Below are 20,251 nucleotides of genomic sequence, written 5' to 3'. Positions count from 1 at the left end.
GCTTGTCTTGAATGTCGCCCGTGACGCATTTACAGCGGTTTGCAGAGGGGTTGCGTGACGCTCGAAGCCGCCCTCTCTAGCTTGCTCGTGATGCCGCGAACGGCGGGCGCAGCACCGTGGCGCTGCGTTGCGGTGTCGCCTGGGAAGCGACCTGCTCAACCAGCGCCACCACCCGTTCGACGGCGCTGATGGGCAGCATGTGCCCCCGGTCCTGGACAATCTCCAAGGACAGCCCCGGCACCTTGCCGACCATTGCCTGCCCATGCTTGCGGCAGTTGAGCACCGGGTCCACCGAGCCATAGATCAGCCCGACCGGCAGCTTCAGGCTGGGGTAGCGCTTGACCATCTCGGACAAGGAACGGTTGACCACGGCGATCTCGCTTGAGGCGTTGTAGAAGTTCTGCGAACGCATGCCCAGCAAGCCTCCGCCGCGTTCGGCGAAATCCTCGGGAACCGGATCCGGGGCGAATATCGCCTTGACCAGCCCACGCCGGCCGAGCATGGCCATGGGCGCCGCCAGGGTCAGGGCCATCCAGCGGCGCAGCAGGGCCGGGCGCACGCCCAGGGACAGGAACACCAGCGGCAGCATGCGCTGCGGGTGAGTCAGCGGCGCCACGAGGATCAGCCCGGACACCGATTGCGGATGATCCAGCGCCAACGACAGCGCCACCGCTCCCCCTAGGGAATGCCCCAGTACCAGAGGCTGCCGCAGATCCAGGGTGTGAATGAATTTGGCCACCAGGGCGGCCTGGGCCGACAGGTCCGCCGCGGCCCCCCGGGCCCGGGTGGAATAGCCGGAACCGGGGCGATCGAGGGTGATGACCCGAAACCGCTCGCGCAATGCCGGCGCCAGGGAGTGAGTCAGGTTGCGCCCGCAGCCGGACAGGCCATGGATCATCAGCAATGCCGGACCACGGCCTTCATCGGTGTAGTGAATGCGCTCGCCGCCAACCTCCAGAAAACGCCCGTTGATCGGAACCTGGCGCTCGATCCTGCGGTTGATGCGGGCGCTCACGCCCCAGAGCAGCGCACTGACCACCAGGAAGACTGCCGCCGCCACTAGCCACTCCATAACCCGCCCCCCGAGCTTCCCTGCGCCGCGCGCCAGGACCTGGATGATCCGGCTGCATGGCTGTCGCCTTGGCCTGGTGCCGCCTGTGGCGTCGCCGGCGCAGTGCGCAGGCGCCCGGTAAAGATCCACAAGCCGATGGCGTAGGTGACATTTCCAGGTGATTTATTTAAATTAATTTTTAAAACATTATTTTAAATTGTGCAATCCTGAGATTTCACTCACCGACGAAAGTCACCCCAAGCGTCACCCAACAATCGAGGTACACACCATGAATGCGTACTCGCCACCCGACGACCCCGAGGTCGTGGACATCGCCATCATCGGCGCCGGCTTTGCCGGGCTGTGCATGGCGATCAAGCTCAAAGAAGCCGGGCTAGTGGATTTCTTTGTCGCCGAACAAGCTGCGTCCCTGGGGGGCACCTGGCGCGACAATCACTACCCCGGCTGCGCCTGCGACGTGCAATCCCATGTCTATTCCTTTTCCTTTGCGCCCAATCCGCACTGGACGCGGCAGTTCGCGCCCCAGGCGGAAATCCGCGAATACCTGGAAAACTGCGCCCGGGATTTCGCCCTGGCCCCCTGGCTGCGCTTCAACATGGGCCTGGAACAGGCGCGGTTCGACGAGGCCAGCGAGCGCTGGCAGCTGCGTTTCGGCAACGGCCGCCAGGTCAGTGCCCGGGTGCTGGTGTCCGGCATGGGCGGCCTGTCGCGCCCGGCGCTTCCGGAGATCACCGGGCTGGACACCTTCACCGGCAAGCGCTTCCACTCCCAGCAGTGGGACCATCGCTATTCCCTGCAAGGCAAGCGCGTGGCGGTGATCGGCACCGGCGCCAGCGCCATCCAGTTCGTACCGAAAATCGCCCCACGGGTGGCCCAGCTCAAACTGTTCCAGCGCACCCCGCCCTGGATCATGCCCAAGCCCGACCGCGAACTTGGCGCCCTGGAGCGCTGGGCCTTCAAGCACCTGCCGTTCACCCAGCATCTGGTGCGCTCAGCGCTGTACTGGGCCCTGGAAAGCCGGGTCATTGCCTTTGCCCGGCGACCGCAGCTGATGAAGCTGGTGCAACGCGTCGCCCTGCGTCACCTGCGCAAGCAAGTGCCCGACCCGCTGTTGCGCCAGAAGCTGACCCCTGACTACCGCATCGGCTGCAAGCGCATCCTGATCTCCAACGACTACTACCCGGCCCTGTCCCGGGGCAATGTCGGGGTCATCAGCGAGCCCATCCTGCGCATCGACGGCGACGCCGTGATCACCGCCGACGGCAGCCGCCATGCGGTGGACTGCATCATCTTCGGCACCGGCTTCCAGGCCACCGACCCGTTGCCCCGGGGCCTGCTCTTCGGCCGCCAGGGCCAGGACCTGGTGGACAGCTGGGCACAGGGCGCCCATGCCTACCTCGGCACCTGCCTGCCGGGTTTTCCCAACCTGTTCATGATCGTCGGCCCCAACACCGGCCTGGGCCACAACTCGATGATCCTGATGATCGAGGCCCAGGTGGCGTACATCCTCAAGGCCCTGGAACGGATGCGCCGGGACCGCCTCGCCAGTATCGAGGTACGCCCCGAAGTAGAGCACCAGTACAACCAGCGCCTGCAGCAGCGCCTGGCCGGCGCCATCTGGAGCACCGGCGGTTGTCGCAGCTGGTACCTGGACCCGCGCAGCGGCAAGAACACCACCCTGTGGCCCGGCTCCACCTGGAGTTTTCGCAAGACCGTGCAGCACTTCCGGCTCCAGGACTACCTGAGCACCCCCTTGCCGCAGCCCGGAAACATCGCCGCCGAAGCCGCGGCGCGCCCACAGAACCTTGAAGAGGCCGTCCGATGAACAACTTTAACGGTAAAGTCGCCGCCATCACCGGCGCCGCCTCCGGCATGGGCCGGGCCCTGGCCATCGCCCTGGCCCGCGAGGGCTGCCACTTGGCCCTGGCCGACAAGAACCCCCAGGGGCTGGCCCAGACCGTGGCCCAGGCCCGGGCCGCCACGCTGTTGCCGCTGCGCATCAGCAGCCAGGAACTGGACGTCGGCGATCGCCAGGCGATGTTCGCCTGGGCCGCCGCCAGCGCCGCCGAACATGGCCAGATCAACCTGATCTTCAACAACGCCGGGGTCGCCCTGTCCAGCACCGTGGAAGGCTCCAGCCTGGCGGACCTGGAATGGATCGTCGACGTCAACTTCTGGGGCGTGGTCCACGGCACCCAAGCCTTCCTGCCCTACCTCAAGCAGTCCGGCGAAGGACACATCATCAACACCTCCAGCGTGTTCGGGCTGTTCTCCCAGCCGGGCATGAGCGGCTACAACGCCACCAAGTTCGCCGTGCGCGGCTTCACCGAATCCCTGCGCCAGGAACTGGACATGCAAGGCCACGGAGTATCCGCCACCTGCGTGCACCCGGGGGGCATCCGCACCGACATCGCCCGCACCAGCCGCATCAGCGACAACGTCAAAGGCTTTTTGATCGACAACGAACAGCAAGCCCGGGACGACTTCGAAAAACTCTTCATCACCAGCGCCGAAACCGCCGCCAAGGTGATCCTGCACGGGGTGCGCAAGAACAAGCGCCGGGTGCTGATCGGTCGCGACGCGCACCTGCTCGACCTGTTCGTGCGCCTGCTGCCCAGTGCCTATCAGGGACTGGTGGTGTGGCTCAGCCGGCGCCTGGCGCCCAAGCCGGGCCGGGAGCGGCCGCCGCTCTACAAACCCCAGGACGAACGCGGCCTCTGAGGCCGCCACCTTCACCACCCAGTGTCTAGAGGAGCGCCAGCCATGCTGCCCATCCGCCGTGACATCAAGGTCGAACTGCCTGCCGAACGTGCCTGCGACTGGCACGAACAAGGCAGTCACGTCAGCCACTTCTTCAACGCGCTGTCCCTGCTGTTTCCCGCCGGCGAGCTGTTTTTCATGGACAGCGTGCGCCACTACCGCGAGCAGATCCACGACCCCGAGCTCAAGCGCCAGATCCAGGGCTTCATCGGCCAGGAAGCCATGCACAGCCGCGAGCACCTGCACTACAACGACCTGTTGCAAGACGCCGGGCTGCCAGCCCATTTGCTGGACCGGCGGCTGCGGATCATCCTCGACTTCCAGAAGAAACACTTGCCGCCAGCTTTCAACCTGGCCATCACCGTGGCCCTGGAACACTACACGGCGATCCTCGCCGACCTGCTGCTGCGCGACCCCAGCCGTTTCGGCGATTCGGTGGAAGGCTACCGGCAGATGTGGCTGTGGCATGCCCTGGAGGAAACCGAACACAAGTCGGTGTCCTTCGACGTCTTCAACCAGGTGATCCGCCCCGGGCCCAAACGCTACCTGCTGCGCAGCACAGCCATGCTCTTCACCACCCTGACCTTCTGGCTGGTGGTGTTCGACTTCCATGTGCGCATGCTGATCGCCGACCGCCGTCGCGGCGGCCACTGGCGCGGCCTGTGGCGAGTGCTCAAGTACCTCTACGGCCCCAAGGGCGTGCTGCCGCGCATCGCCCTGCCCTGGCTGCAGTTCTTCAAGCCGGGCTTCCACCCCTGGGACCACGACAACCGCGAGCAACTGCAACGCATCGACGGCCTGGTACGGGATATCCAGCGCACCCGCAACGCCGCGGCCAAGTGAGCGGCCATGGCACGCTGCGACTGCGGCGTGCCATGGCCGCCCGTACGCGTCAGGGGCTGCTAATCTGCAGCGCACCCTTTTGTGCTGCGAGCCCGCGCCATGATCCTGATCCTGCTGCCCCACGCCGACTACGACCCCACGGAAAGCAGCCTGCCCTGGCAGGCCGCCCGAGACGCCGGGTTCCAGGCGCAATTCGCCACACCGCAAGGGATGCCGGCCTATGCCGATTCACGCCTGGTGAGCCTGGGCTTCGGCCCGCTCAATCCGCTGTTGATGACCCCGGCGGCGGACCTGCAGCATTACCACGACATGACCCGGGATCCGGCCTTCCGCCGCCCATTGAACTACGCCGAGGTCGATCCGCAGGCCTTCGAGGGCCTGCTGATTCCCGGCGGCCATGCCCGGGGCATGCGCAGCCTGCTGGAGTCCGCAGAGGTGCAGCGGATCATCCTGGCCTTCTTCAAGGCCGACAAACCGCTGGCCGCGGTGTGTCATGGTCCCCTGGCCCTGGCCCGCTGCATCGATCCCGACACCGGGCGCTCCGTGCTCCATGGGCGCAAGGTCACCGCGCTGCTGGCCGGGCCCATGGAACTGGCGGCCTGGATCGTCACCGCGCCGTGGCTGGGGCGTTATTACCGCACCTACGACCACAGCGTCGAGCAAGAGATCAAGCAGGTACTGGCCAGCCCGGCGGATTTCATTTCCGGGCCCTGGCTGCCGCGCCGGGATTCGGCGCAGCACCCCGAGCGCGGCTTTGTGGTGCGCGACCGCAATCTACTGACTGCGCGCTGGCCGGGGGACTGTCACCGCTTCGCCAATGAATGGGTGACCCTGCTGCAACAGGCCCGGCAGGCTCAGCCTGAACAAAACCAGGTTTGAAGGCCTGAGCGCGAGCGCTGCCGCTTCAAGGGGACCTCTTCGCCAGTCCGCTTGCACCTGCCGCAGGGCTCAAGCGTGGGACCAGCGGCGATGCAGGCCGCGGGCCAGGGCATCGAGGGCAAAGCCCAGAACACCAATCAACAGGACCATGGCCATCAGTTCCGAATAGGCCAGGCGGTCGCGGGTGTCGAGGATGAAGTAGCCCAGGCCGGCGCTGACCCCAAGCATTTCGCAGGGCACCAGGACGATCCACAGAATGCCAATCGACAACCGCACGCCAGTCAGTACGTGCCCGAGCACGCCGGGCAATATCACTTTGCGCAGGGTCTCCCAGCGGGTGGCGCTGAGGCTGCGGCTCAGTTGCAGCCAGCGCGGGTCCAGTTGGCGCACGCCAGCCGCGGTGTTGAGCAGGATCGGCCACAGCGCGGCAAACGCCAGGAGGAAGTAGATCGGCTGGTCGCCCACGCCCATCAGCATCACCACCACCGGCATCCAGGACAGCGGCGAGATCATCCGCAAGAACTGGAACGCCGGGGTGGTGGCCGCCTCCAGGTGCCGGTAGCTGCCCACCAGCAGGCCCAGGGGCACGCCGATCAGCAACGCCAGAAACAGCCCGACCAGGATCCGCTTGAGGCTGACCCACACGTGCTCATACAGCTCGCCACGCCCCAGCAGTTCCACCAGGCTGGCGAAGGTGGCTTCGGGGGAGAAACGCGCCGCCAGGCCGTCGCCGCTGCCCAGCAGGTGCACCCCCAGCCACCAGGCCAGCAGCAGGCTCAGCAGCCCAGCCAGCCCCAGGAGCCAGTGGTTCAGGGAGGAAGGTTGCTTGCCCATCAAAGACCGAACTCCTCGCTGCGTTCGAAGCTGTCCGCCAGGCCGAAGGCCTTGAGCCCGCCCACCGCGGCGATGGCATTGCGCACAAAGCGCTCGTCCACCAGATCCTGGGCGGTGTGCGCCGGATCCAGGTCGGCGAGAAAGCCCTTGTCGCCCTCGATCAGGGTGTCCTTGAGGCGCTTGACCAACTCCTGGGTGTAGCTGGGGAACGGATACGGCTGGAAGTCGATGCGCTGCTCGTCCCAGTGGCTGTGGCGGATCGCGCCGCTGGCCAGGGAGCCTTCGCGATCCGACGCCGCCGGGGCCAGTACCCGGTTGAGCACCTGCGGCGCATGGGGCGTGTAGCGATTGGCGCCGTCCTTGGACAGCAGCTGGGCGGCCTCGGCGCGGTGGTCGCGGGTCCACAGCTGAGCCTTGACGATGGCGTTGACCACCTTCTGCGACCACTCGGGGCGGTTGTTCAGGTCGTGCTCGTGCATGAACACCACGCAACAGGCGTGATTGCGCCAGACGTCGCCGGTAAAGCGCTGCACCCGGCCGACCTTGAGTTCCTCGGCCAGGGCGTTGAACGGCTCGGCGACGATGTAGCCGGCGATTCGCTGGCTGGCCAGGGCCGGCGGCATGTCCGACGGCGGCAGCACCAGCAGGTTGACCTCGTTGGCCCCCAGGGCGCTGCCGGCGGCCTTGCTCACCGGCACCAGGCCGTTGTCGCGGAACAATTGCTGCACCACCACGTTATGGATCGAATACCAGAACGGAATCGCCACCGACTGCCCCGCCAATTGCCTGACCTCGGTGATGCCCGGGGCCACGGTCAGGCCGGAGCCGCCGACGTGGTTCCAGGCCACCACCTTGGCCGGCACCCGGCTGCCGTAGCGGGCCCAGACGGTCATCGGCGACAGCAGGTGAATCACGTTGACCTGCCCGGAAATGAACGCCTCGATCACCTGGGCCCAGCTGCGCAGCAACACCGGGCGCTCGGCCTTGATGCCTTCGGCCTCGAACAGGCCATTGTTGTGGGCCACCAGCAACGGCGTGGCGTCGGTGATCGGCAGGTAGCCGATGCGCACCGGCGCATCCGGCTCCTGGGCGGCGCGGGCCTGCAGGCTGTTGAGCAGCGGCATGGCGCCGCCGGCGGTCAGCAGCGCGCTGAGCTTGAGAAAATCACGCCGAGTGTGAGTGAAGTCGTCCAGGCACATGGTCAATCTCCGACGGTGCAGGCAATGGGGAAGTTGAGGGGTTGCGGCTCGCCCGCCGAAGGGTCTTGAGAATCTCGATACGCAGGGCGCCCAGTTCCTCGATCCGCTCGGCGCGCGGCGCCGGCAGGTCGATCGACCACTGGCCGAGGGTGCGCGCCGGGCTGTGACCCAGTAGCAGGACCCGATCGGACAGCAGCAGGGCTTCGTCGATGTCATGGGTGATCAGCAACGCCGCAGTGCGCTGCCGACCGATGATCTGCAGCAGCAGTTGCTGCATGTCGGCCCGGGTCACTTCGTCCAGCGCGCCGAAGGGTTCGTCCAGCAGCAACACCTGGGGCTGGCGGGCCAGGCAACGGGCCAGCGCGGTGCGCTGGGCCATGCCGCCGGACAACTGCGCCGGATAACGCTGGCGGGCGTGCTCCAGGCCCACCGCGGCAATCGCCTGGTCGATGCGCTGCTTGCGCTGTGCCGGGCTCAGATGGGGCTGGCGGGCGAAATCCAGGCCGAAGGCGACGTTATGCTCCAGGTTCAGCCAGGGCAGCAGGCTGGGGTCCTGGAACGCCACGGCAACCCGCGGATGGGGGCCGTCGAGGACTTCGCCGTTCAGGCTGACCTGCCCCGTACGGGGCTTCTGCAGGCCGGCCAGGACCCGCAGCAGGCTGGATTTGCCGACCCCGCTGGGGCCGAGGATGGACACCACTTCCCCGGCTTGCAGATGCAACTCGAAGTCTTCCAGCACGCTGTGCCAACCATCCGCCGCGGGGTAGCCAAGGCTGATTGCCTGGGCATTCAACAGGCCGCTCATGCTGCCGCGTTCCGCGCCTGGCGCTGCAGTTCGGCGCGCAGTTGCACCAGGCTCGGGGTGACGATGGGCACGAACGCCGATTCACGCCAGCGCCGGGCAAAACCGCTGCCGAATTCGCTGAGGTAAGCCTTGCCGCCACTGGCCTGCAACTCCAGTTGCACTGCGTTGGCGGTGGCTTCGGCCAGAGAGATGCGGACCCGGAACAGGGCCGCCGGCTGACCGAGGAAACGCCCGTCGAGCAGGCCGCTCTTGAGTTCGCTGACGGTCTGTTCCAGGTGCTGGCGTTGTTCCAGCAAAGGCTCCTGGAGGATCGAGCGGGCCCCCTCGACATGCTGCTCCACTTCGCTCAGGGCGCGACGCGCCAGGCCGATGGCCAGTGCGCATTGCAGGCCGAGAAAGGCCGGGCGCACCGCCGGCAGGAAGGCCCGGGCGTCCTCGTGCAGCAGCCAGTCCCGTGCCACCAGCACCTGGTTCAGCTCCAGGGCGGCGGTGTTGCTCGATTGCAGGCCCATCAGTTGCAGATCTTCGGAACGCTGCAACCCCGACAAGGCATCGGGAATCGCCAGGATGAACGGCGCACCGCCCTCCTCGCGCTCAATGGCCGCCGCCACCACGAAACCGCTCTGGCGCAGGTTGGTGACCCAATGCAAGCGGCCGGTGAGGCTCCAGCCGTGATCCTGCTCCTGCGCCTTGACCTGTAGGGCCTCGATCCCTGACAGGTACTTCATGGCGTTGGACAGCCCGGTGGCCCCGGCCAGCTCGCCGCCCAGCAGCGACGGCAGCAGGCGCTGCCGCAACGCGCCGTTGGGGCTGTGCAGCAGGTACTCGATGAAGGCCCGCTGCCCCCAGCAGACGAAAGCCGCCGCCAGCGAGTGGCTGGCCACGCTGGCCATGACCTCCAGGGCGTCGGTCAAGTCACCGCCGCTGCCGCCCAGGGCCGGGTCGATGCCGACCCGCAGCACCTGGGCGTCGGCCAGCCGCGCGAGTACCTGCTGCGGGTCGCACTGACCCTGGTCGAGCGCCTGGGCCTGGGCATCCAGCCATTCACTCAATTGCGCATCGAGCATGTCGTTTTCTCCTTGAAGGGGGCGCCGTACAAGCGCCGGCGCCCTGACTCATTGACCTTGTACTGACCAGCGATACTTGGCCAGCTCGGGGTTCAGTTCGGTGCCGGCGAACACGTTGGCGAAGTTGCACAGAGTAGCCAGGCTGATGCCCAGGATCACCTCCAGAGCGTTGCCTTCGCTGTATCCTGCGGCCTTGAACTGCGCATAGCCGGCGTCACTGACCTTGCCCCGGGTGGCGATCACTTCCCGGGCAAAGGCCGCCAGGGCCTGCAGCCGGGCTTCGGGCAAGGTGCTCTGCTCGCGCAGGGCGCTGACCACCGGATCGGAGAGTTTGGCCTTGTTCAGGGCCACCGCGGTATGACCTGCGACACAGAAATCGCAGCCATGGGTGGTGGCGGCCACCAACTGCACCACTTCACGCTCCGCCAGGCTCAGCTCGGCCTTGCCGTTGAGCGCGGACACCGTGACGTAGGTTTCCAGGGCCGCCGGGGCGTTGGCCAGGATGCCCAGCAGATTGGGGATGAAGCCTGAATTTTTCAGGGCGTTTTCAAGAAATGGCCGGGCCGCTTCTGGGGCGCTGTGCAAGGTGTGTAGAGTGACGCGGGACATGGAATGGGCTCCTGCTGTGTAGGTGGGCGCCAAGTCTGTTGGTTATAAGAATTCCGATCCATATTCTAAAGTAGCGATTACTTGCTCCTGAGTGTTTCCCTTAGATGATTTCATCAAGCCCCTTGGTTGATTGGTTATTAGAAGGCCTGGAACTGGACGCCAGCCTGTTTCATGTCGGGCGTTACTGCGGTGGCTGGCACGCCAGCACCCAGGGGCTGGCCCGGGCCAGTTTCCACCTGATCGTGCAGGGCCATTGCTGGCTGCACATCGACGGCGTGCCCGAAGCCCTGCGCCTGAACGCCGGAGATGCGGTTTTCCTGCTGCGGGATCTGGGCTATCGACTGTCCAGCGCCCAGCAGCCCGAGGTAGCGCAGCAGCTGCCGCGCGTCGCCATGAGCGCCCTGGATGCCGGTGCCCAGGATGGGGTCGGGCTGGTGTGCGGCTTCTTCCATTTCAAGTCGGGGTTGTCGTCGCTGATCATCGAGGGGCTGCCGGACTGGCTGGTGCTGCGGGCCGGCGATCCGTCCCTGAGCGCTGCCCGGGCGCTGTTCCAGCTGATTCTCGATGAGTGCCAGCGCGCGCCCGCGCCCTCGTCGGCACTGCTGGAGCGCCTCAGCCACCTGCTGTTTCTCTATGTGCTGCGCCAGCAGGTCAGTGACAACCAGGACCTGGGCGGCCTGGTGGCCCTGGCCCGGCATCCGGGGTTCGCCCCGCTGCTGGAGCAGTTGATCCAGCACCCCGGCCAGGCCTGGTCCCTGGAAAGCATGGCGGCGTGCACCGGGCTGTCGCGCTCGGCGTTTTTCAAGCGTTTCAATGAACTGGCCGGGCAGTCGCCGGGACAGGTGCTGCTGGCCCTGCGCATGCGCCATGCCTGCCAGTTGCTCAAGGCCAAGCAGACGGTGGAGCAAGTGGCGGTCGCGGTGGGCTATCAGTCGATTGCCGCGTTCACCCGGGCCTTCACCAAGGCGGTGGGGCTGCAGCCGGGGGCCTATCGCAAGCAGCATGAAGGGCGCTGAAGCGCCCTCCCGCGGCGGACTCAGCGCCGATGGGCCAGGGCCCGAACCAGTCGGTCGCCGGCGCTCTGCACCCCCTGGACCAGCAGCACCAGGATCAGCACCGTGGCCACCATGATCTGGTTGTTGAAGCGCTGATAGCCGTAGCGGATCGCCAGATCCCCCAGGCCTCCGCCGCCGATCACCCCGGCCATGGAAGAGAAGCCGATCAGCATCACCAGGGTCAGGGTCAATCCCGCTAGCAGCGCCGGCAGGGCTTCCGGCAGCAGCGCCTTGAAGATCACGTGGCCGATATGTCCGCCCATGGCCAGGATCGCCTCGATCCGGCCCTTGTCCACTTCATCCAGGGCGTTCTCGACGATCCGTGCAAAGAACGGAAAGGCGCCGATGGTGATTGGCACCACCGCCGCGGTGCTGCCCAGGGTCGTGCCCACCACCAGCCGGGTCAGGGGGATCAGGGCAATCAGCAGCACCACGAAAGGCAGTGAGCGCCCCAGGTTGACCAGGGCGCCCAACAGCCGATTGAGCCGGGGCATCGGCCGCAGCCCGCCCGGACGGCTGATGAACAGCAACACCCCCAGGGGCAGGCCGATCAACAGGGTGAACAGCGAGGCGAGGAACACCATGTACAGGGTTTCGCCGGTGGCGGTGAGCAGCAGTTGCGCCAGTTCCGACCAATCGAGACTGCGGTTCACAGGCGCTCACTCCGCACGCCGCGCCGGGCCAGGGCGCTCAGCAGTTGCTGGAATTTGCCGGCGTCGGCGCTGGCGGCCGCGATGCGCAGGCGCCCTACCCGCTGGCCGCCCACGGCCTCGACACCGCCGGCCAGGACCTTGAGCGGCAGCCCTTGCTGACGACTCAGTTGCTGCAACAGTGGCGCGGCGCGCTGGTTGTCGAAAAAGGTCAGTTCGGCTTCGGGCTGGCCACCGTTGAACGGCAGGTTGTAGCCCGGCAGCAAGTCGCGGCCCAGGGCCGAATGCGGATCCGCGAGCAATTGGCCGATCGGGCCACTCTCCAGCAACCGGCCCTGGGCCAGGGAAGCGGCGTGGCTGCAGATGGCCTTGACCACCGCCAGTTCGTGGGTGATCAGCACGATGGTCAGCCCCAGTTCGCGGTTGATGTGCGTCAGCAGTTGCAGGATCGAGGCGGTGGTTTCCGGGTCCAGGGCGCTGGTGGCTTCATCCGACAGCAGATAGCGAGGCCGCGCCGCCAGGGCCCGGGCAATCCCGACCCGCTGCTTCTGGCCGCCGGACAACTGCGAAGGAAAGGCCCGGGCCTTGTCGCTCAAGCCCACCAGGTCCAGCAGCTCCAGGACCCGGGCCTGGCGTTGCGGCCGTCCCAGGCCGGCGATTTCCAGGGGCACCGCGACGTTGTCCTCGACCGTGCGCGAATGCAGCAGGTTGAAGCCCTGGAAGATCATGCCGATGCCCTGGCGCTGGCGTCGCAACTCGCTCGCGGACAAGGCGCCGAGGTCCTGACCGTCGATCAGGATGCGCCCGGAGCTGGGTCGTTCCAGCAGGTTCAGGCAACGCAGCAGGGTCGACTTGCCGGCCCCGCTGCGCCCGAGAATGCCGTACACCGCGCCATCGGGAACCGTCAGTGAAACCCGATCCAGGGCCGAAGGCTGGCCCTGGCCATAGACTTTGCTGACCTGCTCCACCTGGATCATGGCTGGAGGCCCGCAACCGGGATCACCGAGCCCGAGTAGGTTTCGCTGATGTATCGGGCCACTTGTGCTGACTTGAGGTCCTCGGCCAACTGGCGGATGCGCGGGTCGTCCTGCAGTTTGGGGGTGGTCACCAGGATGTTGGCGTATGGGTTGTGCTCGGCCTTCTCCAGACCCAGGGCGTCCTTGGCCGGCACCAGTCCGGCTTCCAGGGCGTAGTTGCCGTTGATCACGGCCAGATCCACGTCCTCCAGGGCCCGGGGTATCTGCGGCGATTCGATTTCGAGGATTTTCAGCTGCTTCGGGTTGTCGGCGATGTCCTTGGGGGTGGCCTGGTCCCGGGCCGGGTCGTTGAAGCCGGGCTTGAGGCGGATCAGTTGGTAACTCTGCAGCAGGTACAGGGCACGGCTGAGGTTGGTGACATTGTTGGGCACTGCCACGCTGCCGCCCTGAGGCACCTGATCGAAGCCCTGGTGCCGCCGGGAGTAGATGCCCAGAGGTTCGATGTGCACGCTGGCGGCCACCGCGAACGGCTGGCCCAGCGCCTGTTCCTGGGACTTGAGGTACGGCAGGTGCTGGAAGTAGTTGGCGTCCACGTCGCCGTGGGCCAGCAGCTCGTTGGAGTTCACGCCGTTGGGGATCTCGATGATCTGCAATTGCAGTTGCGGGTCGATCTTCTGCACATAGGCGAGGATCTGCGCGTGGGGCACCGGATCGGCGGCCACCCGCAACGGTTGCGCGGCGCTGGCCGGCAGGGCGTGTCCCAGGCTGGCCAGCAGCGCCAGGGCAAACAGGGGGGTCTTGGGCATGGCAAGCATCCTTGGTTCGGCGAATGAGGGTCAGGCGCTCAGGGCCTTGGGTATCAGGACATCGGCGTAGAAACGCTGGGCCACGTCGGGGTGCGAGCGCAGGCGGCCCTTGAGGTAGTTCCAGCCGACGTCGCGAAACAGCGGATTGTGCGGATCGCTGGCCGGGCCCCGGGCCTCTTGCCGCAGCGCCTCGGGCAAGGGGTACAGCGGCACCCGGGCGTCCAGTTGGGCCCCCAGAAAGAAGGCGATGGACAGCCGCTCGCGATCCGCCGGTGGCGACAGCACCCGGTGCACCGTGGCGCGCAGGTAGCCGTGGGTGGCCAGTTCCAGCAACTCGCCGATGTTCACCACCAGGGTGTTGTCCCGGGGTGGCGCATCGATCCAGCGGCCCTCTTCCACTTCCACCTGCAGGCCGGCCTGCTGGTCCTGCAGCAGAAAGCTGAGAAACCCGGAGTCCTTGTGCGCGCCGACGCCCTGGTTGCTTTGCCCCACAGCACGGCCGGGGTAGCGGATCAGCTTGATGTGTTCATTGGGCCGTGCGCCGTACAGAGGATCGAACGCCTGCTCCGGCAGCGACAGGGCCTGGGCGAAAGCGCGCAGCAGCCGCAGGGACATGCGGGTCATTGCCTGCTGCCACTCCAGCAGCAGCGGCTTGAGTTGCGGCAACTGCGCCGGCCACTGGTTAGGCCCTTGCAGGCGCGCCCAGGGCGGGCTGTCGGGGTCCAGCGGCAGGGCCTGGCGTTCGGCTCCCAGGTCGAACTGCTCGCGCAGGTCCGGCTGGCCGCGGGTGATCTCCGAAGCCGCGCGGTTGTAGCCGCGAAAATGCGGCGAGTGGATCATTGCCACCGCCGCCTTGTCGGCCTCGGGCAAGGCGAAGAATGCCCGGGCCTGCTCCTGCACCCGGCGCAGCAGATCGCCGTCGATGCCGTGCCCGGTGAGGTAGAAGAAGCCGACGTCCCGCGCGGCCTGGCGCAGGTTGAGCAAAAACGCCTGGCGCTGTTCCTGGCTCGCCTCCAGTTGGCTCAGGTCCAGAATCGGCAATGCGGTGATATCCAACGAGTGCGGCATGGTTCACTCCCCTGTGAGTTGACGATGTCCGGGAAAGTCGGGCTCAGAGCTTGGCAATGGACACTTCGGTGGATTTGACGAAGGCGATCACTTCGCTGCCGACCTTCAGTTCCAGGTCGCGCACCGAGCGGGTGGTGATCACCGAGGTGACGATGCCCGAAGCGGTCTGCACGTCGATTTCCGACACCACCTGGCCTTCGTGGATCTCCTTGATCACGCCTTTGAACTGGTTGCGTACGTTGATGGCTTGAATGGTCATGCGGGCAAATCCTCTGCAGGCACCGGACTCAGGAATTGAGCGGCTGGTGACAAACATGCACCTTTGGCCAAAGCCTTCAAAGGAATAAATAATTAGTATTTTATGCCCTTTGGAAATATACGATCTCCATCATCGCCCAGGCCTTGGCGGGGTCCGATGCCCTTCCAGCAGGACTTGACCACCGCCCATGGCTTTGTTTCCCTGTGCCCTCCCCATCCGACTCGCCACAGATCCCAGGAGGCAGCATGCGCAAGCTTGAGCTCGCGGACACTCAGGTTCCGGTCATTGGCCAGGGCACCTGGCGCATGGGGGAGGATCGTCGACTGCGGGATCGGGAAATCGCCGCGCTGCGCAGCGGGATCGAGCTGGGCATGACCCTGATCGACACCGCGGAGATGTACGGCGAAGGCGGCGCCGAGGAAGTGGTCGGCCAGGCCATTGCCGGGCGCCGCGATCAGGTGTTCCTGGTGAGCAAGGTCTATCCCCACAATGCCAGTCGCCAAGGCCTGCCCCTGGCCTGCGAGCGCAGCCTGCGGCGCCTGGGCACCGAGGTCATCGACCTGTACCTGCTGCACTGGCGCGGGCACTACCCTCTGGCGGAAACCGTCGAGGCATTCGAGCGTCTGCGGGAAGCCGGCAAGGTTCGCCGCTGGGGGGTGTCCAACTTCGATCTGGCGGATCTCGATGAACTCGACGCGCCGGCCTGCGCCACCAATCAGGTGCTGTACAACCTGGAATCCCGGGGCATCGAGTTCGACCTGCTGCCCGCCTGTCAACAGCGCCGGATGCCGATCATGGCCTATTGCCCGATCGGCCAGGGCGGCGCCTTGCTGGCCGAACCGCAGTTGCAGCGGATTGCCCGGGAACATGCGGCGACCCCGGCGCAGGTGGCCCTGGCCTGGCTGTTGCGTCAGGACGGGGTGCTGGTGATTCCCAAGGCGGTGCATCCGGAACACGTGCGCCTCAATGCCCAGGCCGGCGAACTGCAATTGCAGCCGCGGGACCTGCTGGCACTGGATCAGGTGTTTGCTCCGCCACGACGCAAACAGCGCCTGGAGATGGTTTAAACGTTATAGCGGAATGAGGAATGTTCGATTGCAGGCGAAGTTACAAGAGATTGATTGCGAGAAATTGACGACAAGCAAAAGTTGCTCTTTCAGACAATTAACTAAGTGCTCGGAAAAGTATCAACGTTATAAAAATCCTTTGCACCCAGCCATTTAAGAATTGTCTGATCCCTGCTTGGCATGCCCCCAATTACAGTTGGCGGATGAGATTAAAAAGCTACCTGCATCAGATCAATCCCCTTTTTTCCAGTCCTGAAGCAGCCCGTCGGCTGCTTCGTGTCGTCGCGCTGATTTTCTTGATCGGCCTGCTCGGCGCGGTCTACAACTTCCTGCGTTCAAGCATCAACAACGAACTGTCGCAACGCCGCAGTTACATGAGCAGCGCCATTGCCGAAGCGCAGACGTTCTTCACCAGTCGCGAAGCCTTGCTGGAAAGCCTGAGCCTGTCGGCCGTGCACAAATCCCGGCAAAACCCCAACTTTCAACCCAACAGCGACCCAGAGGAGGAAATCCACCTGCAACTGGGCGCCCCCGGAGAGCATCAATGGGGGGTCTGGCTCACCCAGCGCATGCGCGACTACCTGAAAAGCAAGCAGCTGAACCTGCTCTACATCCACGACGGCGAGCAACCACTTGTACAACGTCTGTTCAGCACCCAGCCCGAAGCCGCCTACCTGCCCGCACTGATGCTGGCCAAGCTGGCCAGCCTGAACCCCTCGCAGATCCCGACGGGACAGCAACTGTGGTTGATGGATCACTCCTCGAGCAACGCCCGCCTGTACATTTTCACTCGCCTCGACGAACGCTACCTAAATTCCGGCTGGCTGGGCCTGGAAATGGAAGGCCAGAGCGTATCCGCGGCCCTCAGCGATCAGAGCGCCGGGGACTTCATGATGTTCAACTCCCAGGGTGGACTGATCTTCAGCAGCGCTCCCAGCGCCCAGTTGAGCGAGGAGCTCCGGCAAGTCCAGGGCGACAGCTTCTTCGGGTTTCTCGGCGGCCGCTGGTGGCCCGATCACCTGGTGATCCGCAAACAGCTGGGGTCATCGGACTGGCAACTGGCCTATGCCTTCGATTTGCACAATCTGCTCAAGAGCCTCTGGCCGCAATTGCTTGCGGCCTTGCTGATCAGCCTGTTCGGCATGGCCCTGATCGGCTTCCTGAGCCACTGGGTCGAGGTGCGCCTGATCGCTCCGGCGCTACACCGGATCCAGGCCCTGATCGAGAGCGAGGCGTTCAGCCGCGACGTGATCCAGATCGCCCCGGTGGCGCTCTGCGTGCTGCGCCGCAGCGATGGCCGGGTGGTGCTGGAAAATACCCTGTCCCAGCAGTGGCTGGGCAACGGCACCGAACGCGACCAGCTGTGTGCCGGCTGGATCGAGCAGGCTTTCGACCCCAACCGTCCCAACAGCTCGGACTACTTCGAAACCGCAGCCGGACGCCATCTGTACCTCAGTTCGGCGCCGACCCGCTACAACGGCGAGGACGTGCTGTTCTGTGCCTTCAGCGACATCAGCGCGCGCAAGCAGATCGAAGCGGCGCTGGAGGAAGCCAAGCGCCTGGCCGATACCGCCAACGAAGCCAAGACCCTGTTCCTGGCCACCATGAGCCATGAAATCCGCACACCACTGTACGGCGTGCTCGGCACCCTGGAGCTGCTCTCGCGTACCCAACTGGACAACCAGCAGAAAGACTACCTGCGGGCCATCGAGGGCTCGTCCGGCACCCTGCTGCAATTGATTTGTGACGTGCTGGATGTATCCAAGATCGAGGCGGGCCAACTGGCCCTGGAACTCAGCGAATTCTCCTCCCTGGATCTGGTGCACGAGATCATTCAGGGTTATGCCGCCGCGGCCCAGGCCAAGGGCTTGCAGTTCTACGCGTGCGTGGATCCGCAGCTGCCCGAAGTGCTGCTCGGCGACGTCACGCGCATCCGCCAGATCCTCAGCAACCTGCTGAACAACGCGGTCAAGTTCACCGACTCCGGGCGCATCGTCCTGCGGGTCCGGGTGGACAGCCGGGACGGCGAGCGCAGCAATATCCTCTGGCAGGTTTCCGACACCGGCCGCGGTATTGCCCAGGACGACCAGGCCCTGATCTTCGAACCCTTCTACCAGACCGAGGGCAACACCAACGTGATCGCCGGCACCGGGCTGGGCCTGCCGATCTGCCAGCGCCTGACGCAGTTGATGAACGGCAACATCCGCATGGTCAGCGAGCTCGGCCTGGGCAGCAGTTTCACCCTGACCCTGCCGCTGGAGGCCTCCTCCCTGGGGGCCAGTGCGCCACTGATCAGCCCGCTGCTGCCGGAGATGATCTACGTGGTGTCGCCCGTGCGCGAACTGGCGGAATCCGTGGCCGGCTGGTTGCGCCGCTGGGGTGCCCGGGCCCAGTTCAGCCTGCCGACCCAGGCGGATCGCAACCGCGGCCATGTACTGATCGAATTGCATCCCGGCACCATGGAGCAGCGCCTGGAGCCGGATTGGCAAGGCCCCCTGGTGCTGGCCAGCGGCGACGGCCACAACGAACCGCGGATTCGCGGCGGCAGCTGGCATGTCAACACCAACAACCTGCGAGCCATTCACCAGGCCGTCAGCCAGGCACAGGGCGTCTGGGTGGTCGCGAGCGAGGAGCACCCCGACAGCCGTGAACTGAAAAAACTCAGCCTGCATGTCCTGGTGGCCGAGGACAACGTGATCAACCAGTTGATTCTCAAGGATCAGCTGGAAGAGCTGGGTTGTAGCGTGGAATTGGCGTCAAACGGCGAAGAGGCCCTCTGCATCTGGAGGGCCGGGCACTTCGACGTGATCCTGACCGATGTCAACATGCCCAAGCTCAATGGCTATGAACTGGCCAAAGAGCTTCGGCGTCAGGGCTGTTCGATCCCGATCATCGGGGCGACGGCCAATGCAATGCGCGGAGAAGAAGAGCTCTGTCTTGCAGCCGGGATGAACCACTGCCTGGTCAAGCCGTTTGCATTAAGAGCGTTGTTCAACTATCTGGCGCCCTATGAAAGAGCCCCTCATGAAGTCCTGTAGCATTTTGATCGTTGAAGATCAGCCGTTTCAGTACATGTACCTGCAACACTTGTTCAACGAGCTGGGTCCGTACCAGCTTGAGGTCGCAAGCAACGGCAGGGAGGCCCTGGAGCGTCTCAAGCAGCGGCATTTCGATCTGGTTCTGACGGATCTGCTGATGCCCGGCATGGACGGTGTGCAGTTCATCCAGGGCCTGGCCACCCATCGTGTGCGCCCGGCCCTGGCAATCATGAGCGCCTCTTCGCGGCGCATGCTGATGGGCGCCAGCCTGGTGGCCCGCAACCTGGGCCTGCGAGTGGTCGGGCTGATCTCCAAACCGGTCAACCTGGCCGCCCTGCGCAGCATCACGGCGCAACTGCCGGGGCTGGCCAGCGGCGAACCGACGCCGGCGGTGTGGGTCGAGTGCAGCCGTGAAACCCTCCAGCACGCCCTGCGCGATGCGCAGATTCAAGCCTGGTTTCAACCCAAGAAGGCCCTGAACAACGGGCGCATTGTTGCCGCCGAGGCCCTGGTGCGCTGGATGCACCCGCAGCACGGCATGTTGCTGCCTTGCGACTTTTTGCCGGAGCTCACCGATGCCGGCCTGGAGGAAGAACTGCTGTGGCTGATCCTCGATCAGGCCCTGGCAGCCCAGGTGTGCTGGCGCGAGGACGGTTATGACATCCCGGTATCGATCAATCTGCCGACCCACCTGCTCAACAGCGCCGACCTGGCCGACCGCCTGTATGACTTCGTGATCCAGCGCAAAGGCATACCGGGAAAGATCTGCTTCGAACTCATGGAATGCTCGACCCCGGAACACATCAGCAACTTCTACGCGGGGGCCTGCCGCCTGCGCATCAAGGGTTTCGGCCTGTCCCAGGACGATTTCGGCAAAGGCTACAGCTCCTACATGAACCTGGTGTCCACACCCTTCACCGAACTGAAGATCGACCGGGCCCTGGTCCAGGGCTGCCACGCCAACGAAGAGCTGGCCCAGGCCCTGACCAGCATCATCGCGCTGGGCCGGCAGTTGGGCCTGACGGTGGTCGCCGAGGGCGTGGAAAGCGCTCAGGAGCTGGCCTTGCTGAGAAAGATCGACTGCACCCAGGTGCAGGGCTTCCTGATATCCCACGCGGTGTCTTCGCAACAGTTTCAGCAACTGCTGGCCCAGGATGGACCGGCGACGGTGTACTAGCCGATGAATCCATTGCCCTGCTCCGCAACAGCCACTCATCGCTGACCGCCTTGCTTCCGAGAGAGGAATCTCGAACGCAGGGCCCT

At 65.3% G+C, this 20,251-nt stretch carries 19 protein-coding genes; 8 read left to right on the top strand and 11 right to left on the bottom strand.

Translation table 11 applies throughout. The features are described 5' to 3' along the window. Positions 1 to 76: 76 nt before the first annotated feature. The gene (locus tag DNK59_RS18235; RefSeq protein WP_110725424.1) at positions 77 to 1,072 is read right to left on the bottom strand and encodes an alpha/beta fold hydrolase; all 996 of its coding nucleotides are present in this window, start codon (positions 1,070 to 1,072) and stop codon (positions 77 to 79) included. A gap of 268 nt (positions 1,073 to 1,340) precedes the next feature. Here DNK59_RS18235 and DNK59_RS18230 point away from each other — a divergent pair, with 268 nt between their 5' ends. The 4 genes from DNK59_RS18230 (at position 1,341) to DNK59_RS18215 (ending at position 5,554) form a co-directional block, all read left to right on the top strand. Then, the gene (locus DNK59_RS18230; protein ID WP_110725423.1) at positions 1,341 to 2,897 is read left to right on the top strand and encodes an NAD(P)/FAD-dependent oxidoreductase; all 1,557 of its coding nucleotides are present in this window, start codon (positions 1,341 to 1,343) and stop codon (positions 2,895 to 2,897) included. Then, on the top strand, positions 2,894 to 3,793 hold the full coding sequence (locus DNK59_RS18225) for an SDR family oxidoreductase (RefSeq protein ID WP_110725422.1): 900 nt from the start codon (positions 2,894 to 2,896) through the stop codon (positions 3,791 to 3,793). Before DNK59_RS18230 ends, DNK59_RS18225 begins: the two co-directional genes overlap by 4 nt. Before the next feature lie 42 nt (positions 3,794 to 3,835). Beyond that, positions 3,836 to 4,675 (top strand): metal-dependent hydrolase, encoded by an 840-nt coding sequence (locus DNK59_RS18220; protein ID WP_110725421.1) that lies wholly within the window; start codon positions 3,836 to 3,838, stop codon positions 4,673 to 4,675. Between the two features lie 99 nt (positions 4,676 to 4,774). Continuing rightward, positions 4,775 to 5,554, top strand: a complete 780-nt coding sequence (locus DNK59_RS18215) for a type 1 glutamine amidotransferase domain-containing protein (protein WP_110725420.1) — start codon at positions 4,775 to 4,777, stop codon at positions 5,552 to 5,554. 69 nt (positions 5,555 to 5,623) lie between these two features. Here DNK59_RS18215 and DNK59_RS18210 read toward each other — a convergent pair whose 3' ends face one another. From DNK59_RS18210 to DNK59_RS18190, 5 genes are read right to left on the bottom strand one after another with little or no spacing between them, the layout of a single operon-like run. Continuing rightward, the gene (locus DNK59_RS18210; RefSeq protein ID WP_110725419.1) at positions 5,624 to 6,388 is read right to left on the bottom strand and encodes an ABC transporter permease; all 765 of its coding nucleotides are present in this window, start codon (positions 6,386 to 6,388) and stop codon (positions 5,624 to 5,626) included. Then, positions 6,388 to 7,587, bottom strand: a complete 1,200-nt coding sequence (locus tag DNK59_RS18205; RefSeq protein ID WP_110725418.1) for an ABC transporter substrate-binding protein — start codon at positions 7,585 to 7,587, stop codon at positions 6,388 to 6,390. The genes DNK59_RS18210 and DNK59_RS18205 overlap by 1 nt, the downstream gene beginning before the upstream one ends. Next, a complete protein-coding gene (locus DNK59_RS18200; RefSeq protein ID WP_110725417.1) occupies positions 7,553 to 8,392 on the bottom strand; it encodes an ABC transporter ATP-binding protein in 840 nt (279 codons plus the stop codon). Before DNK59_RS18200 ends, DNK59_RS18205 begins: the two co-directional genes overlap by 35 nt. Then, positions 8,389 to 9,459 carry an acyl-CoA dehydrogenase family protein gene (locus DNK59_RS18195; RefSeq protein ID WP_110725416.1) on the bottom strand — a complete coding sequence of 357 codons (1,071 nt, stop codon included), beginning with the start codon at positions 9,457 to 9,459 and terminating at the stop codon, positions 8,389 to 8,391. The genes DNK59_RS18200 and DNK59_RS18195 overlap by 4 nt, the downstream gene beginning before the upstream one ends. Positions 9,460 to 9,507: 48 nt before the next feature. Further along, positions 9,508 to 10,068 carry a carboxymuconolactone decarboxylase family protein gene (locus DNK59_RS18190; RefSeq protein ID WP_110725415.1) on the bottom strand — a complete coding sequence of 187 codons (561 nt, stop codon included), beginning with the start codon at positions 10,066 to 10,068 and terminating at the stop codon, positions 9,508 to 9,510. A gap of 104 nt (positions 10,069 to 10,172) precedes the next feature. Between DNK59_RS18190 and DNK59_RS18185 the strand changes: the two genes are divergently transcribed. Then, on the top strand, positions 10,173 to 11,084 hold the full coding sequence (locus DNK59_RS18185) for an AraC family transcriptional regulator (RefSeq protein ID WP_110725414.1): 912 nt from the start codon (positions 10,173 to 10,175) through the stop codon (positions 11,082 to 11,084). Between the two features lie 20 nt (positions 11,085 to 11,104). Here DNK59_RS18185 and DNK59_RS18180 read toward each other — a convergent pair whose 3' ends face one another. Genes DNK59_RS18180 through DNK59_RS18160 form a run of 5 tightly spaced genes read right to left on the bottom strand, consistent with a single transcriptional unit; the run spans position 11,105 to position 14,883 of the window. Then, positions 11,105 to 11,776 carry a methionine ABC transporter permease gene (locus DNK59_RS18180; protein ID WP_110725413.1) on the bottom strand — a complete coding sequence of 224 codons (672 nt, stop codon included), beginning with the start codon at positions 11,774 to 11,776 and terminating at the stop codon, positions 11,105 to 11,107. Next, complete coding sequence (locus DNK59_RS18175; RefSeq protein ID WP_110725412.1) at positions 11,773 to 12,750, bottom strand: methionine ABC transporter ATP-binding protein; 978 nt, start codon at positions 12,748 to 12,750, stop codon at positions 11,773 to 11,775. The genes DNK59_RS18180 and DNK59_RS18175 overlap by 4 nt, the downstream gene beginning before the upstream one ends. Further along, entirely contained in the window at positions 12,747 to 13,556 is an 810-nt protein-coding gene (locus tag DNK59_RS18170) for a MetQ/NlpA family ABC transporter substrate-binding protein (RefSeq protein ID WP_110725411.1), read from the bottom strand. Before DNK59_RS18170 ends, DNK59_RS18175 begins: the two co-directional genes overlap by 4 nt. Before the next feature lie 30 nt (positions 13,557 to 13,586). Further along, positions 13,587 to 14,624, bottom strand: a complete 1,038-nt coding sequence (locus DNK59_RS18165) for an isopenicillin N synthase family oxygenase (RefSeq protein WP_110725410.1) — start codon at positions 14,622 to 14,624, stop codon at positions 13,587 to 13,589. 43 nt (positions 14,625 to 14,667) lie between these two features. Further along, a complete protein-coding gene (locus tag DNK59_RS18160) occupies positions 14,668 to 14,883 on the bottom strand; it encodes a molybdopterin-binding protein (RefSeq protein ID WP_011061476.1) in 216 nt (71 codons plus the stop codon). 245 nt (positions 14,884 to 15,128) lie between these two features. Here DNK59_RS18160 and DNK59_RS18155 point away from each other — a divergent pair, with 245 nt between their 5' ends. The 3 genes from DNK59_RS18155 to DNK59_RS18145 all read left to right on the top strand — a co-directional run bounded on the left by DNK59_RS18155 (position 15,129) and on the right by DNK59_RS18145 (position 20,165). Further along, positions 15,129 to 15,950: an aldo/keto reductase gene (locus tag DNK59_RS18155; protein ID WP_110725409.1), complete on the top strand. Its 822-nt coding sequence runs from the start codon at positions 15,129 to 15,131 to the stop codon at positions 15,948 to 15,950. 203 nt (positions 15,951 to 16,153) lie between these two features. Further along, complete coding sequence (locus tag DNK59_RS18150) at positions 16,154 to 18,988, top strand: ATP-binding protein (protein ID WP_110725408.1); 2,835 nt, start codon at positions 16,154 to 16,156, stop codon at positions 18,986 to 18,988. Further along, the gene (locus DNK59_RS18145; RefSeq protein WP_110725407.1) at positions 18,975 to 20,165 is read left to right on the top strand and encodes an EAL domain-containing protein; all 1,191 of its coding nucleotides are present in this window, start codon (positions 18,975 to 18,977) and stop codon (positions 20,163 to 20,165) included. Before DNK59_RS18150 ends, DNK59_RS18145 begins: the two co-directional genes overlap by 14 nt. The last annotated feature ends 86 nt before the right edge of the window (positions 20,166 to 20,251 follow it).

Origin of the sequence: Pseudomonas sp. TKO26 (assembly GCF_003225665.1) — a bacterium.
GTDB lineage: Bacteria > Pseudomonadota > Gammaproteobacteria > Pseudomonadales > Pseudomonadaceae > Aquipseudomonas > Aquipseudomonas saponiphila.
This window is presented reverse-complemented; position numbering and strand designations above follow the sequence as displayed.

What these genes read in the sequence shown, in the direction of transcription:
- DNK59_RS18235 (WP_110725424.1), bottom strand. Translation starts at nt 1,072, where the DNA reads ATGGAGTGGCTAGTGGCGGCGGCAGTCTTCCTGGTGGTCAGTGCGCTG.
- DNK59_RS18230 (WP_110725423.1), top strand. Translation starts at nt 1,341, where the DNA reads ATGAATGCGTACTCGCCACCCGACGACCCCGAGGTCGTGGACATCGCC.
- DNK59_RS18225 (WP_110725422.1), top strand. Translation starts at nt 2,894, where the DNA reads ATGAACAACTTTAACGGTAAAGTCGCCGCCATCACCGGCGCCGCCTCC.
- DNK59_RS18220 (WP_110725421.1), top strand. Translation starts at nt 3,836, where the DNA reads ATGCTGCCCATCCGCCGTGACATCAAGGTCGAACTGCCTGCCGAACGT.
- DNK59_RS18215 (WP_110725420.1), top strand. Translation starts at nt 4,775, where the DNA reads ATGATCCTGATCCTGCTGCCCCACGCCGACTACGACCCCACGGAAAGC.
- DNK59_RS18210 (WP_110725419.1), bottom strand. Translation starts at nt 6,388, where the DNA reads ATGGGCAAGCAACCTTCCTCCCTGAACCACTGGCTCCTGGGGCTGGCT.
- DNK59_RS18205 (WP_110725418.1), bottom strand. Translation starts at nt 7,587, where the DNA reads ATGTGCCTGGACGACTTCACTCACACTCGGCGTGATTTTCTCAAGCTC.
- DNK59_RS18200 (WP_110725417.1), bottom strand. Translation starts at nt 8,392, where the DNA reads ATGAGCGGCCTGTTGAATGCCCAGGCAATCAGCCTTGGCTACCCCGCG.
- DNK59_RS18195 (WP_110725416.1), bottom strand. Translation starts at nt 9,459, where the DNA reads ATGCTCGATGCGCAATTGAGTGAATGGCTGGATGCCCAGGCCCAGGCG.
- DNK59_RS18190 (WP_110725415.1), bottom strand. Translation starts at nt 10,068, where the DNA reads ATGTCCCGCGTCACTCTACACACCTTGCACAGCGCCCCAGAAGCGGCC.
- DNK59_RS18185 (WP_110725414.1), top strand. Translation starts at nt 10,173, where the DNA reads ATGATTTCATCAAGCCCCTTGGTTGATTGGTTATTAGAAGGCCTGGAA.
- DNK59_RS18175 (WP_110725412.1), bottom strand. Translation starts at nt 12,750, where the DNA reads ATGATCCAGGTGGAGCAGGTCAGCAAAGTCTATGGCCAGGGCCAGCCT.
- DNK59_RS18170 (WP_110725411.1), bottom strand. Translation starts at nt 13,556, where the DNA reads ATGCCCAAGACCCCCCTGTTTGCCCTGGCGCTGCTGGCCAGCCTGGGA.
- DNK59_RS18165 (WP_110725410.1), bottom strand. Translation starts at nt 14,624, where the DNA reads ATGCCGCACTCGTTGGATATCACCGCATTGCCGATTCTGGACCTGAGC.
- DNK59_RS18160 (WP_011061476.1), bottom strand. Translation starts at nt 14,883, where the DNA reads ATGACCATTCAAGCCATCAACGTACGCAACCAGTTCAAAGGCGTGATC.
- DNK59_RS18155 (WP_110725409.1), top strand. Translation starts at nt 15,129, where the DNA reads ATGCGCAAGCTTGAGCTCGCGGACACTCAGGTTCCGGTCATTGGCCAG.
- DNK59_RS18150 (WP_110725408.1), top strand. Translation starts at nt 16,154, where the DNA reads ATGAGATTAAAAAGCTACCTGCATCAGATCAATCCCCTTTTTTCCAGT.
- DNK59_RS18145 (WP_110725407.1), top strand. Translation starts at nt 18,975, where the DNA reads ATGAAGTCCTGTAGCATTTTGATCGTTGAAGATCAGCCGTTTCAGTAC.